The sequence below is a fragment of the Lewinellaceae bacterium genome (assembly GCA_020636135.1).
Lineage (GTDB): Bacteria > Bacteroidota > Bacteroidia > Chitinophagales > Saprospiraceae > JAGQXC01.
This window is the reverse complement of sequence record JACJYK010000001.1, coordinates 3,834,411-3,847,967: the sequence shown is the minus strand read 5'-3', so window position 1 is coordinate 3,847,967 and position 13,557 is coordinate 3,834,411. Positions and strand designations below refer to the sequence as shown.

Annotated in this window: 13 protein-coding genes; 4 read left to right on the top strand and 9 right to left on the bottom strand. The window is 49.9% G+C overall.

Annotated elements, in window-relative coordinates; all coding sequences use genetic code 11:
* The first annotated feature begins 58 nt into the window (after positions 1-58).
* Positions 59-598 carry a redoxin domain-containing protein gene (locus H6570_14910; protein ID MCB9320570.1) on the top strand — a complete coding sequence of 180 codons (540 nt, stop codon included), beginning with the start codon at positions 59-61 and terminating at the stop codon, positions 596-598.
* A gap of 41 nt (positions 599-639) precedes the next feature.
* The gene (locus tag H6570_14905) at positions 640-1,245 is read left to right on the top strand and encodes a thioredoxin family protein (protein ID MCB9320569.1); all 606 of its coding nucleotides are present in this window, start codon (positions 640-642) and stop codon (positions 1,243-1,245) included.
* A 33-nt stretch (positions 1,246-1,278) separates the two neighbouring features.
* Here the strand turns inward: H6570_14905 and H6570_14900 are convergent, their stop codons facing one another.
* A complete protein-coding gene (locus tag H6570_14900; GenBank protein ID MCB9320568.1) occupies positions 1,279-2,037 on the bottom strand; it encodes a copper homeostasis protein CutC in 759 nt (252 codons plus the stop codon).
* A 64-nt stretch (positions 2,038-2,101) separates the two neighbouring features.
* Between H6570_14900 and H6570_14895 the strand changes: the two genes are divergently transcribed.
* Entirely contained in the window at positions 2,102-2,578 is a 477-nt protein-coding gene (locus H6570_14895; GenBank protein MCB9320567.1) for a hypothetical protein, read from the top strand.
* Between the two features lie 482 nt (positions 2,579-3,060).
* On the opposite strand, the gene H6570_14890 is transcribed toward H6570_14895, so the two are convergent.
* On the bottom strand, positions 3,061-5,637 hold the full coding sequence (locus tag H6570_14890) for an LPS-assembly protein LptD (GenBank protein ID MCB9320566.1): 2,577 nt from the start codon (positions 5,635-5,637) through the stop codon (positions 3,061-3,063).
* A 560-nt stretch (positions 5,638-6,197) separates the two neighbouring features.
* On the opposite strand from H6570_14890, the gene H6570_14885 reads away from it, so the two are divergent.
* Positions 6,198-7,259 (top strand): MCE family protein, encoded by a 1,062-nt coding sequence (locus H6570_14885; protein ID MCB9320565.1) that lies wholly within the window; start codon positions 6,198-6,200, stop codon positions 7,257-7,259.
* A 12-nt stretch (positions 7,260-7,271) separates the two neighbouring features.
* Here H6570_14885 and H6570_14880 read toward each other — a convergent pair whose 3' ends face one another.
* Genes H6570_14880 through sufB form a run of 7 tightly spaced genes read right to left on the bottom strand, consistent with a single transcriptional unit; the run spans position 7,272 to position 13,381 of the window.
* Positions 7,272-7,739 (bottom strand): Rrf2 family transcriptional regulator, encoded by a 468-nt coding sequence (locus H6570_14880; GenBank protein ID MCB9320564.1) that lies wholly within the window; start codon positions 7,737-7,739, stop codon positions 7,272-7,274.
* A gap of 9 nt (positions 7,740-7,748) precedes the next feature.
* Entirely contained in the window at positions 7,749-8,060 is a 312-nt protein-coding gene (locus H6570_14875) for an SUF system Fe-S cluster assembly protein (GenBank protein ID MCB9320563.1), read from the bottom strand.
* On the bottom strand, positions 8,060-8,485 hold the full coding sequence (locus H6570_14870) for a SufE family protein (GenBank protein MCB9320562.1): 426 nt from the start codon (positions 8,483-8,485) through the stop codon (positions 8,060-8,062). Before H6570_14870 ends, H6570_14875 begins: the two co-directional genes overlap by 1 nt.
* Before the next feature lie 11 nt (positions 8,486-8,496).
* Positions 8,497-9,738 (bottom strand): cysteine desulfurase, encoded by a 1,242-nt coding sequence (locus H6570_14865; protein ID MCB9320561.1) that lies wholly within the window; start codon positions 9,736-9,738, stop codon positions 8,497-8,499.
* A 13-nt stretch (positions 9,739-9,751) separates the two neighbouring features.
* Positions 9,752-11,101 (bottom strand): Fe-S cluster assembly protein SufD, encoded by a 1,350-nt coding sequence (gene sufD / locus H6570_14860; GenBank protein MCB9320560.1) that lies wholly within the window; start codon positions 11,099-11,101, stop codon positions 9,752-9,754.
* A gap of 24 nt (positions 11,102-11,125) precedes the next feature.
* A complete protein-coding gene (sufC, locus tag H6570_14855) occupies positions 11,126-11,890 on the bottom strand; it encodes a Fe-S cluster assembly ATPase SufC (GenBank protein ID MCB9320559.1) in 765 nt (254 codons plus the stop codon).
* Between the two features lie 45 nt (positions 11,891-11,935).
* On the bottom strand, positions 11,936-13,381 hold the full coding sequence (sufB, locus tag H6570_14850) for a Fe-S cluster assembly protein SufB (protein MCB9320558.1): 1,446 nt from the start codon (positions 13,379-13,381) through the stop codon (positions 11,936-11,938).
* Positions 13,382-13,557 lie beyond the last annotated feature (176 nt).

The window sequence follows — 13,557 nt, the reverse complement described above, 5'->3', positions numbered from 1 at the left end:
AGCAACAAAGAATAATCCCCGGATGGATCCGTTTTTATTAGTGTAAAAGCCATCTGGGATGTTCTTGAAATGGGTGTCGTATGCGCTGACTGGCGTTGCCGTATTCAGTTTAGCTGCCTGTCAGTACACCTCCCCGCATCACACCGTCTCACCTTTTTACAAGCATGCGCTGACCCTGGATGATATTCCAAAATCTGATTTTGCCGGTCTGAATACCATGTTGGAGCATGGGAAGGATACGACCTATATCTTAAACTTTTGGGCGACCTGGTGCCATCCCTGTATTGAAGAAATGCCTTATTTCGAGGCGCTTTACCCACAATTGCTGGACAAACCGGTGAAGATTGTCCTGGTCAGCCTGGACTTTCCCGAACAGGCTGATGAAAAGTTGCCCGCCTTCATACAGAGACACCAGGTACACAACCAGGTCTGGTTTCTGGATGACCCCAATCCGAATCAGTGGGTTAATGCCCTGGAAACGGAATGGTCGGGTTCCATACCGGCAACGCTGATCTGGAAGGGAGGCAAACAGGCATTCAAGGAAGGCATGTTTGCCAATCCGGAGGAGCTCAAGTCTTTTATTCAACCATACATCTAATCTCAACCGCCATGAAACAAGTGCTTAGTTTTGCAATCGTTATGCTTACCGGACTGGGAATTTTCATCCAGTCGCGTCATAGTGATAACAATGCCACCTCGCCGGCAGACGGATACCAGATTGGAGATCAAGTTGCAGATTTTAAACTTCAGGGAGTAGATGGGTCCACCCATGCCCTGTCGGAATATTTTCAACGGGGTGCAGAAGGTGTGATTGTAATTTTCACCTGTAATACCTGTCCGGTGTCTCAGCGCAACGAAGACCGTATCATCGCTTTGCACCAGAAGACTTCTGCTGAGGGTTTTCCGGTCGTAGCCATCAATACCAATGATCCGGACAAGTCTGCTGGTGACGATTTCAATGCCATGAAGCGACGTGCTTCTGATAAATCATATCCCTTTGACTACCTGCAGGATATCACACAGGAGGTGGGTAAAGCCTTTGGAGCCGCCCATACTCCTCAGGCATTTCTACTGGACAAGGATAAGAAAGTCCGGTACATGGGAGCCATTGACGACAGCCCATACAATGCGGACAACGCCAGTCAGCATTTCATAGAAGAAGCCGTAAATCACCTGAAGGATGGAATGGCGCCAGATCCGTCCGTTACCAAATCCATAGGTTGCAGCATCAAATATCGCTCGTGAACGGGTATCCCATCGTATAGCCAGTAGGGGTGTCTAGGATTCATCCTTCGACATAAGCAAATTTATAGCTTGCCTTGCCTTCTGCACCAGGACCTGGTCGGTTTCCCAATAGCTGTTTGGAGGCATTTCGGGTGCTGAAAATGAAAGTTTGGAGCGGAAGCCCGTGGGTGGAAGCATGGTCTGTTTCGCCGAATAATGGATTTGTTCCACTCCTGTTTCAGCCATCAGCGGTCCTATCAGGTCGGGTTGGATACCGCTTCCGGCCATGAGGTTAATTCTTCCTTTAGCCCGCTGCACCAGTTTTTTGATCATCGTCCGCCCTTCCCAGGCCGTAGCCTGCTGTCCTGAAGTGAGAATACGGGTGTATTCGAGGGCAATCAATTCGTCCAGTACCTGTTCGGGTTTACGGGATTGATCGAAGGCGCGGTGAAAACAGATCTCCATGGTGCCGGCAGCCTGTTTCATAGCCCGGGCAAATCCCAGGTCCAGGCTCCCGTCCGGCTGTAACGCCCCTACGACAACTCCGGAAGCACCGGTACTTCGTGCGAACTCAATCTCCTTCAGGATCAGATCCTTCTCGGTTTCGTTGTAGATAAAATCACCGCCGCGCGGTCGTATCAGTACGGCCACCGGGATGGACGATTGCATAACTGCCATTTCCAGCGTTGCTGCGCCAGGCGTTAATCCACCCATTTCCAGCGCACTACAGAGTTCAATACGGTCGGCGCCGCCTCGGGAGGCAGCAATTGCAGAGCGCAGGGAAGGTGCGCATATTTCAAGTAAGAGCTTCATGGTTTCGCTGTTGAAAATGGTGCGGGGGTTATGTATCTTGCGGCCGAAAAGATAGCATTTATCTATGAAAATTCTTCATTCCTACTCCTGGGTAGTCGTGCTGGTGCTGATGACCATAGCCTGTGCTCACGATGCCAAACTGGTTCCGCTGAATCTGCTGGAATATGGATTCCCCATTACCATAATGGCTCCCGACAGCCCGGAGATAAAAACCATGGACCTGGTAGTTCAGAAAGACCTTACAGTCAAAAAAGGGGAGGATTATTACGTCCAGATCTTTATGTCGGATGCTTCGACCAATAAAGCCGGAAAAGTGAAGGCAGAGAACCTGGAAATCACCAAATCCAACCCGTACTTCAGCAAACTGATCCTGGATGAGGACCAGGGCTACATCTATGAAATGAAACTGGATTCAGCACATACTGTGTACGGCTTCAAGTATTTCAAGATTCAGGGAGATAAGGAATTTGATTTCCAAACGGGCTTAACGGGCCTGTTTAATGAACACCAGGTTCGACGTATGTACGAAGCGGTTCAATAAGACCCGCCTAGGAGTGGTGATAAGGTCCTTGCGGAACTTTTTGATTGGAAGGATGTAAAAGACCCTGCATCATTTGGTGACCAAATACCAACAGGATCACTGCTAGGAATGCGGCGATGATCATAGGATTATAAATTTCACTTCAAATTAAACCATCCGGCCCCGCTTGTCAATACCTGACTCCCTAACTAACGTATTTTTAACAGTTTTAATATGAAAATCTGCATCAGTTAGGGTCTAAGCCTATTACAGATGATTGTCCAGGTACTCCGGACTAAAACACCGGAGTTTTAAAACATCTTTTCTCATATTGGAAGTTTTCCATGCTCCATGCTCCAAGCCTGTGCTGACCGAAGCGCCTTGCCTGTGCTGACCGAAGCGTCAGTGCCTGTGCAGCCCGAAGCGTCAGTACCCCCATGCCCCATCCTGACCGAAGCGTCAGTGCCTGTGCTGACCGAAGCGTCAGTACTCCAAAATGAACGTTATCGACCAAACACGTCGTAGTTGTTCTTATTGTACGGGATCTTGATGAATCCCAGCTTGTCATCCTTGACCCGGATCACGAAGCTGTAGGTTCCGTATTGCGGCTGCCAGTTGAAGCTCATCATCCAGCAGTGCAGGTCACGGTTAAAGCCAAAATCGGGATAGGTGATGCGCTTGTTATTGAAGTCATACCCGATGTTGCCGATCCGGATGGACCATAGGGGAGCTATCTGGAGGCTACCCGTCATATAGAGCGAATTGGCAACCACTTTGCCGACGATGTTCTGATTGTTGTCCGGACCGATCGCATACGTGAAGTTGTGCCGGATGGCAAAATCATTAAACAGCTCAAAGAAATCATCCTCTGCCGAGGTGGTGCTGTTATTCGATTGCTTGGTGTCCTTTTCTTTGGAGAAGAAATCTTTGATTTGTTTACCCCGGATGGAGGTTGTAAAACTGAAGCGCATGTCCTCGATACGGAGTGGGATGACTCCCAGAAAACGGTCGGCATATTGATTAACACGCTGGTTGCCAATCTTCTTATACGGATCAAAGCGGGCGCCAAAGGTCAGTGATGAGATCTTTCCGATACGGGCGCCACTGGAGGCCATGATCGGACTCCATTTCAGGGAGTCTGCGATAAAATTGTAAAATGTGCTCACATTCAATTGTTCCAGCAACTTGACCTTGCGGATTGTGGAGTCACGCTCAGACCAGACTTTCGCCTCAAACGAGTTGGCAACCGATATAGCCATTCCGGCACTGGGGCCGGTAGAGGAAGGGCGGTCGTAGACTGCATCCTTAAACCGGTTGTAATACGTCCCGTTGATGTATTCGAAGTAGTCGAGTTCCGGTTTGATGTAATCCGGACTGGCATTGAAGGAAATACTGGGCTTCATGACATGACGGATCCCGCGGATCTTCCCTTTCCACCGGGTACCGATGGTCCCGTAAAGTATGGTGTTCATGGTCATATTGTAGTCGTAGAGACGGACTGCCCGGAATTGATTGATGGTGTCCGTAGTCACCGTATTATTCAATGCGTCGTAGTTATAATCGTAGTAACTGAAATTCCAGTTCTCCTTGTAGTTAAAGCCCGTATTAAAGGTGAAATATTTCAGTAGTTTGAAGTTCAGGTCGGATGAAACGGAATGCCGGATACCCCGCCGGGCATTCTGCCAGGTAGAACTTTCGAACAGTGTCGAATCACTAGCATCGACCCGGTTCTGCATATTGGCGTCGTATTTAAAGGAGATGCGTTCGTAAAAGTGTTCTTTGCCGCCCACCTTCTGGCGTTTGAAAGGATAGATCCGGTTCATCTGGAAGTTCAGCGTTGGCAGTGTCACACTGATCTGTTTGGTGTTTGAATTTTGTGAGTGGCCGGCATTGACACTCATGGTGAAGGGTTTGCCCGGAAAAGATTTGAAATAACTCACATTTGAACTCAGGCTGTTTTGCAGCTTGCTCTGGGCATCATTGTAATTCAGTTGCTGGTAACTACCCGTCTGGATGTTCACATTGCCACTCAGGCGCTGATAGGGATTGGCCCTGCTGTCCTGCGTGTGACTCCAGGTAACTGCAAATGACTTTGTCGAGGCATAGGTGCCGTCGTTCTGTTCCGATTCACGGTTCGAAAAAGCCACATTGGCGTTACCGGAATATTTGTACCGTTTGACATAATTCGTTGCCGCCGACAGTCCCCAGCTGCCCCGCGTGTAGATATCACCTGTCAACTTAAGGTCGAAATGCTCTCCGAGCGGGGTGTAATAACCGACGTTGCGCAGGCCAAAACCCCACTGCGGGCTGAACTCATAATCCCGCGGGAAGATCAGACCGGCCTTCTGTGTTTCTTTGATCGGAAAGAAGCCAAATGGAAGCCAGAATACCGGAACTCCTTCAATCTCCAACGTAGATGGGCCCACGATCACCTGCTTGTTGGGGACCAGTTTTTGTTTCTGGGACCGTATACCAAAGTGCGGTTCAGGAGCATCACAGCTGGTGATGATCGCATTCTCATTGTAGATGATCTTATAATCCGACGTGTCTCCGGGGATGGTTCCGGTGGCGTCGATGATCTTGGTGCGGTAGCCCTTCAGATACATGTCGTTGTATACGGTACTGACCGCATAGATGATGCCTTTTTTGGTTTTGAAGTTAAACCGGATGGAATCGGCGTCAAACTGTTCGCCTCCCTGCTCAAAATGAGGCTTGCCGATAATGGCTCCCGCGGAGTCCACCTGCCCCATGGCCCGCGCTATATTGGTGGTCATATCAAAAATGATCAGTCCTGCGGTCAGGGTCATGTCCTGGAATTTCACTTCCGCATCACCAAACAGATAGGCCAGTTTATTTTGATTATCAATCTCAGTGGAATCGGCGGATTTATAGATCACCTCGTCATCGAGGGCGTCCTTTGAGCGTGCAAAAGATATTTTAGTACTGTCATGGGTGAGGCTGTCGACCTGGAGCGTATCGGATGGAAGGGTAGGCTTAAGATTACGTACTGGCCGTTGTCCTGCCAACGGCAAGACATACATCCATGCTACCATGAAGCCGATCCAGTACCATTTGTTCACCGCAAGAAGCTGATTTTATTGTCCAACGCTGGCGGACCACTTTTTTAATACTAACAAGATGTTAAACCCGCACTCGATTTACCCGGCCAACATCTCAATGGATTATTGCGCATGCAAAGATGCGAAGATGCTCCGGATATTCAGCATTAGAACCCATAAAGGCAACTTTTGTACCCGCGGAAGAAGGAGGTTAAAAGGGCTGATGGTTGCTGGCAATGTTCCGAAGTAGTTTGATGTACAGGGTAGTAAAGTCAGGTCTGGTGAAGCGCGCATATTGAATTTGTATTTAATGGGTATAAACTGCATTTGTAACATATAGTGATGAAATGGAGCAGGTGATACCTTTGCTCGAAGCAGGAATGGTCCTGTATTCGGCTGAATCACAACCCGGGAAATGTTGTTCCTAAGTAATTAGAGATAAAAAAGGAATAATTGTTGCAGATGGTCTAAAGGATCCGTGACTTGGTCGGTATGGCGGTATGCATTGGAATTTTTACCTGATTTATTTCATAACTTCGCCTTTCCGATCCGCACACGATCGTTAGATTTTAATCATACGCATGAAATTTTCGAAAGAGATACGTATTGGGGCCTTAGCCATCATAGCTATTGCACTCAGTATCTGGGGGTATAAGTTCCTTTTAGGTAAGAATGTCCTCCAGCGTACCAATGTATTTTACATCAAATACCACTATGTCGATGGCCTGCGGGAGTCTAATCCGGTGCAGGTAAACGGATTTCAGGTGGGAACAGTACAAGCCCTGGATATTGACCCCAATAACCTGGATACAGTGATCGTGACCATCGATATGCGGAAAGACATTCCGGTGCCAAAGGGTACCATCGCACGCCTGATGGCCCCGAGTCCGTTGGGTACACGGGTGATCGTGCTGGAGTTTGGCGGCGAATGCTGCGCCAAAAGTGGCGATTATCTGCAAGGAGAGACCTATGGGATGGTCAAATCACTCCTCAGTCCGGATGATCTGTCCGAATACATGCAGCGGTTGAAAATGGGAATCGGCGCCATTGTGGATACCCTGAAGAATTCTGCATTGGAAGGAGGCGATGATCCATTGGCCAAGACTATGAAAGACATCACCGCTTCCATGGCAAACCTGCATCAAATCACGAACTCCCTGAATGTCATCCTGGCCAATTCGTCAAAATCGTTACAGGCATCCTTTGCCAATCTGGCTTCCATCACCGGAAATATCAAAGATAACAATGCTCACATCGGTGCTATGCTGGGCCGCCTGGATACCATTTCACAACAAATTCAGTCTGCTGACATCGGTACCAGTATCCAAAGCCTTTCCGGTAATCTTGGGTTGACCCTGGATTCCCTGCGTCTGATGATAGCGACTACCCAGGCGACCATGGCGTCGGCAAATGGATTGCTGCAGGGTATCAATAAGGGCGAAGGAAGCCTGGGGTTGCTGGCTAAAGATGACCAGGTCTATGTAGAAATGCAACGGACCTTGCGCAACCTGGATTTGATGTTGCAGGACTTTCGCCTGAATCCAAAGCGGTATGTCAACGTATCTGTTTTTGGCAAAAAACAAAAGATCTACGAAGTGCCGGAAAATGACCCTGCCTTCAAAAAGGACACAATCCATAAATAAACTTACCGGAAATCAGGCCACAAGGTGTGCAAAGATCCGGTTAAGCGGACTTTCACCTTCTTCTTCGGACCCGATCAGGTCTGCCAGGGTGAGCCGGTCAAGTACATCATCCAGGGATATTTGTAAAATCTTCCAGAGTGATCGCATCGAGCAGTCAACCGACCGCGTGCAAAGTTTGATGTCGCCTCGACGGTGCTCCTGACAATATTCTGGTGCAAACAGATCACTCCCCATAGCGATTAGGGCGTCTTTGATCAACATGGTGTCTGCAGGACGGGCCAGCACATAGCCACCTTTTTGGCCCCGCGTGCTGCGGATGTATCCGGCAATCCGTAAAATCCTGGTAATTTTTCCCGCATAGGGTTTGGACATGTTCTCCAGAGCACTCAGTTGGACGATGGTCAATCCCTGGACCTCATCGGCACGGGCGATGCGGAGCAGAATGCGTAAGCCATATTCATCCTGTTTGTTGATTCTCATATGCGATCGTTAAATCATGTCCAGGACCAGACGAGCTTCTTCGCTCATCCGGCTTTTATCCCAGGGCGGATCAAAGACGACCCTGAGGTCTACATCCGTAACACCGGGTACTTCCAATACTTTTTCCTGTACCTGTAGGGGGAGTGACTCGGCTACCGGACACATCGGCGTGGTCAGGGTCATCTCCAGGGCTACTTTGCCCGAATCGTCAATATCGACGTTGTAGATGAGGCCGAGCTCGTAGATGTCCACCGGAATCTCCGGGTCATGTACCGTTTTCAGGGCAGCTATGATTTGTTCGTGTATTTGATCCTTGTCCATTACTCATTCACCTTTGTGGTCAATGCCAGACCATACAATTTCATCTGTTTTACCATACTCAGCAGCCCGTTGGCCCGGGTAGGAGAAAGGTGTTCCTTCAAGCCTATCTTTTCAATGAAGTAGAGGTCGGCGTTGGCAATTGCCTCCGGAGACTGATTGGACAGGACCTGGATAAGCAATGCAATGATGCCGCGGGTGATGATCGCATCACTGTCCGCGGAAAAGCGAACCACATTCCCGTTCAGCTCAGCGTGGAGCCATACCCGGGACTGACACCCTTTGATCAGATGTTCCTCGTCTTTATATCGATCATCGATGACCGGGAGGTTTTTACCCAGCTCGATAATGTATTCATATTTCTCCATCCAGTCGGAGAAAAAGGCAAAATCGGCGATGATCCCGTCTTGAATTTGATCAATGCTCATGACTTATCCATTTATTGCAGCATGGAGGCTGCTTTCCGGACGCCGGCCACCAGGCGGTCGATGTCTTCAGGGGTGTTGTAAACTCCAAAGGAGGCCCGTACTGTTCCCGGGATGCCAAATCGATCCATCAGGGGTTGGGTACAGTGATGCCCCGTCCGTACGGCGATGCCTAGCTGGTCCAGGATCGTACCGGTGTCGTAAGGGTGGACGTTTTCCAGCAGGAATGAAATGACACTGGCTTTTTCCGGCGCCGTCCCATAAATGCGCAGCCCCGGGATGGCTAACAAGCGTTCGGTAGCGTAGGCAAGCAGTGCAGATTCATGGCTGGCGATGGCTTCCCTTCCGGTTTGCATCACGAACTCCAGAGCTGCACCGAGTCCCACCGCGCCGGCTATATCCGGCGTGCCCGCTTCAAATTTATGAGGTAGGTCAGCGAAAGTGGTATGCCCAAAGGTAACCTGGGCGATCATTTCACCACCACCCTGATAAGGAGGCAGTTGCTGAAGCCATTTTTTCTTTCCGTAGAGGATGCCAATACCCGTTGGTCCGTATACTTTATGACCGGAAAATGCATAAAAGTCTGCATCCAGAGCCTGCACGTCAATGGTTAGATGGGGCGCCGCCTGAGCACCGTCAACCAATACGGGTATGTTTCGTTCATGGGCCAGGTGAATGATCTCACGGATGGGATTGATGGTTCCCAGCGAATTGGAAACATGCGCTACCGCGACCATTCTGGTGCGGTCCCCGAGCAGCTGCCGAAAAGCTTCCATATCCAGGGCACCATTGTCCAGAACGGGGATAACCTTCAGTTTGGCGCCGTAATGGGTGCAGGCCAGTTGCCAGGGCACGATATTCGAATGGTGTTCCAGCCCGGAGACGATCACTTCATCACCTGGTTTGAGGTGTTGGCGGCCATAGGTATCAGCAACCAGGTTGATGGCTTCGGTAGTCCCCCGGACGAAAATGATCTCTTCTTCGAGGGAGGCATTCAGAAATTGCCGTGCTACCCGCCGTCCATGCTCATAGGCATCGGTCGCCTCCTGGCTCAACCGGTATACGCCCCGGTGGACGTTGGCATGCTGATGACGGTAATAGTGATCGATCTTCTCCAATACCACTTCCGGCTTCTGACTGGAGGCAGCACTATCCAGGAAGACCAGCGGCTTGCCATGCATGGTCTCCTGAAGCAGGGGAAACTGATGGCGAATGCTTTCAACGTCAAAATGGACAGGCTTGGAGGTGGTTTCCATAGGATTTGAATTATTATTGTTCGACCGGGGTCAAAGCATTCAGTTTGGTAGCGATGAGCTCATCGACGTATTCAACCATAGATTCCAGATGCATGTTGTGTATTACCTCTCCGACAAATGCCTGCTGGAGTAACAATCGTGCCTGAGGCTCCGGAATACCCCTGCTGCGGAGATAAAATACAGCGCTTTCATCCAGGTGGCCGATGGTGGCACCATGACTGCAGCGTACATCGTCTGCATAAATTTCCAATTGGGGCTTGGCGTCCATAACAGCACCGGCAGAGAGTACCAAGCTGCTGTTTTGCTGGAAGGCATTTGTTTTCTGGGCGTCCTGCCTTACGAGCACCTTGCCATTAAATACGCCGCGGGCCCGGTCCGAAAGGATCCCTTTGTACAACTCATTGGATTGACAATGAGGCATCGCATGATCGATGAAGGTCTGGTTATCCATTTGTTGTTCGCCATCTGCGAGATACACCCCATAATAATGGGTTTCCGTGTTGCTTTCGTCCAACTCGGTGCTCAGATTGTTGCGGATAATGCGTCCTCCGAGGTCTACGACATACGAATTGTACACGCTGTCGCGGTCCTGGTGCACCAGGGTATTGTGGATCTGATAAGACTCCGGATTGTGCTGTTGCAACCGGTAGTGATGCACATTTGCATTGGCTTCCACATCGACCCAAACACCGGCATTGGTCAGGGAAGTGCCGGCACCGGCGAGGGCGCGGTGATCTTCGATGATGGTCACTGCACTGCTGCGTTCGGCGTGCAGAAAGATCTGGGGATGACTGAAATGGGGCTGGTCATCCGGTGTGTTGAAGTAAATAAAATGGATCGGCCGTTCTACAGCCTCGTTTTTTGGGATGTGGAGATAAATACCATGATTTCCCAACGCCAGGTTCATCGGCAGGAAGGCATTCTGTGCGGTGCCGCCCGTATATCCGGATTGTATCTCGATCCATTCCTTTTTAGTTTGGTCTTCCATAGCCTGTCGGACCGGCTCCAGGGTACAGGAGTCAGGAAGATGGTTCAAGTCCGAGAGAGACGGGTCCCAGATTCCATTGACAAAGACCACTCGTATGGTTTCCAATCCGGGAATCTGACTTCCTGCCAGTTCCGCGGTGGATATGGGAACCAGGGTGCCGTATTTGAACGGTGTAATCAGTATCCGATTGACACTGGTGTATTTCCAGTCTTCATCACGGCGGGTAGGAAAAGCCATGGCTTGTAATTGCTCAAAAGCTGCGCGGCGGAACTGCGCGAAAGGATGGCCGGGGGCGCTACCTGCTGTTGTTTCAAGGAATCGTTCTTCCAGCCACTCTTTGGTTGTAGATTGTTTGTCTTGCAGTACGGTCGACATATGGTGATGCAATTTTCGGATTTGTTATTGTGCCAATGCAGCTTCAGCTTCGGCTTTGATCCAGTCATATCCCTGGTCTTCCAGTTGGAGTGCCAGTTCTTTAGTGCCTGATTTCACGATGCGGCCCTGATAGAGTACATGTACAAAATCCGGAACGATGTAATTCAACAAGCGCTGGTAGTGGGTTACAATGATGAAAGAACGATCCGGTGAACGCAGCTGATTGACCGCATCGGAGACGATCTTCAGGGCATCGATGTCGAGTCCGCTGTCTGTCTCGTCCAGGATGGCCAGCTTGGGCTCCAACAGAGCCATTTGCAGCATCTCATTCCGTTTCTTTTCACCACCAGAAAATCCTTCATTGAGGGACCGCTTGAGGAATGACTCATCCATGCCCAGGAGCTTGGTCTTTTCGCGGAGGAACTTCAGCATTTCCATGGGGCTCAGTTCGGCTTCACCGCGGGCTGTACGTTGCGCGTTGATGGCGCTCTTCAGAAAAGTCATGGTGCTTACACCAGGGATCTCCACCGGATACTGGAAGGCGAGGAATATGCCGGCATGGGCACGTTCGTCCACTTCCATGTCCAGTAGGTCATGTCCTTCAAATTCAACGGTTCCACCGGTCACTTCGTATTCTTCCCGCCCGGCCAGTACATTGGCCAGGGTACTTTTGCCACTTCCATTGGGTCCCATGATGGCGTGTACCTCCCCCGGTTTGATATCCAGATTGATTCCCTTCAGGATCGCTTTATCTTCTATGGATACCTTTAAGTCATTAATATGTAGCATGGTCTTGATGTTGTTTATTTAATGCTTATATGATTCTGTGAACTATTATCCTACGCTTCCTTCCAGACTGATCGCCAGAAGTTTCTGAGCTTCGACGGCAAACTCCATGGGCAATTCGTTGAATACCTCTTTACAGTAACCGTTGACGATCATGTTGATGGCGTCTTCTTCACTCAGCCCCCGCTGTTGCAGGTAGAAGAGCTGATCTTCTCCAATTTTTGAAGTGGTTGCTTCATGTTCCACCCGGGCCGAGTTGTTTTCAATCTCCAGGTAGGGGAAGGTATGTGCTCCGCAGCGGTCACCCATGAGGAGCGAGTCGCACTGGGAAAAATTATGGGCATTATCCGCATTGCGTCCCACTTTCACGAGTCCGCGGTACGAGTTGTTGCTGCGGCCTGCGGATATCCCTTTGGATATGATGGTGCTGCGGGTGTTTTTGCCTATATGGATCATTTTGGTCCCGGTGTCGGCCTGCTGGTAATTGTTGGTCACCGCCACCGAATAAAACTCACCGATGGAATTGTCTCCCCGCAGGATGCAACTGGGATACTTCCAGGTGATGGATGATCCGGTCTCGACCTGGGTCCAGGATATTTTGGACCGGACGCCGGCACAGAGACCGCGTTTGGTCACAAAGTTATAGATGCCACCTTTTCCTTCTTTATCGCCCGGATACCAGTTCTGGACTGTCGAATATTTTATTTCTGCGTTGTCCAGGGCGATTAATTCGACCACTGCGGCGTGCAGCTGATTTTCGTCACGCATGGGTGCGGTACACCCTTCCAGGTAACTGACATAACTGCCCTCCTCGGCGACAATCAGGGTCCGCTCAAATTGTCCGGTATTGGCGGTATTGATGCGGAAATAGGTGGAGAGTTCCATCGGGCAACGGACGCCTTTGGGAACGAATACAAAGGAGCCGTCGCTGAATACGGCGGCATTCAGGGCAGCGAAGTAATTGTCCTGGTTGGATACTACGCTCCCCAGGTATTTTTTGATCAACTCCGGGTGGTCCTGAACGGCCTCACTGAAAGAGCTGAATATGATGCCGAGCTCGGCCAGCTTTTCTTTATAGGTGGTCTTAACCGATACCGAATCGAGGACGGCATCTACGGCGACACCTGCCAGGATCTTTTGTTCTTCCAGGGGGATGCCCAGTCGTTCGAAGGTACGCACCAGCTCGGGGTCCGCTTCGTCCAGGCTGTTAAGCACCGGCTTCTTCTTTGGCGCAGCATAGTAGATGATGTCCTGGTAGTCGATCGGCGGATAGGTGACTTTGGGCCAGTGGGGTTCCGTCATCTGCTGCCACTTGCGAAATGCATCCAGACGCCATTCGGTGAGGAATGCCGGTTCATTTTTCTTGGCAGAGATCTGGCGTACCACCTCCTCATTGAGCCCTTTCGGCAAGGTTTCGGTATCTATTTCGCTGGTGAACCCGTACTTGTAGTCGCTTTGGGTATGCTGTTCCAGCGTTTGCATGGAGTCGCTCATTCTCGAGTTTTATGTACTTAGACTAATTCTAAACAACAAATATCGTTTATTTATACAAATGAGTATACATTATGGTTTAGATTTTAGGAAGGAGAGGTGAAATTTGATTTACAAAGGGAATTAACCACCAAGGCACCAATAACACCTAGAATACTTATACCCGGGGATTAACACTT

Excerpts from the sequence above, each read along its gene's own strand:
- H6570_14870 (MCB9320562.1), bottom strand. The coding sequence starts at position 8,485 with ATGAGCATTGATCAAATTCAAGACGGGATCATCGCCGATTTTGCCTTT.
- sufC (MCB9320559.1), bottom strand. The coding sequence starts at position 11,890 with ATGCTACATATTAATGACTTAAAGGTATCCATAGAAGATAAAGCGATC.
- H6570_14900 (MCB9320568.1), bottom strand. The coding sequence starts at position 2,037 with ATGAAGCTCTTACTTGAAATATGCGCACCTTCCCTGCGCTCTGCAATT.
- H6570_14910 (MCB9320570.1), top strand. The coding sequence starts at position 59 with ATGTTCTTGAAATGGGTGTCGTATGCGCTGACTGGCGTTGCCGTATTC.
- H6570_14880 (MCB9320564.1), bottom strand. The coding sequence starts at position 7,739 with ATGAGAATCAACAAACAGGATGAATATGGCTTACGCATTCTGCTCCGC.
- H6570_14895 (MCB9320567.1), top strand. The coding sequence starts at position 2,102 with ATGAAAATTCTTCATTCCTACTCCTGGGTAGTCGTGCTGGTGCTGATG.
- H6570_14905 (MCB9320569.1), top strand. The coding sequence starts at position 640 with ATGCTTACCGGACTGGGAATTTTCATCCAGTCGCGTCATAGTGATAAC.
- H6570_14885 (MCB9320565.1), top strand. The coding sequence starts at position 6,198 with ATGAAATTTTCGAAAGAGATACGTATTGGGGCCTTAGCCATCATAGCT.
- sufD (MCB9320560.1), bottom strand. The coding sequence starts at position 11,101 with ATGTCGACCGTACTGCAAGACAAACAATCTACAACCAAAGAGTGGCTG.
- sufB (MCB9320558.1), bottom strand. The coding sequence starts at position 13,381 with ATGAGCGACTCCATGCAAACGCTGGAACAGCATACCCAAAGCGACTAC.
- H6570_14865 (MCB9320561.1), bottom strand. The coding sequence starts at position 9,738 with ATGGAAACCACCTCCAAGCCTGTCCATTTTGACGTTGAAAGCATTCGC.
- H6570_14875 (MCB9320563.1), bottom strand. The coding sequence starts at position 8,060 with ATGGACAAGGATCAAATACACGAACAAATCATAGCTGCCCTGAAAACG.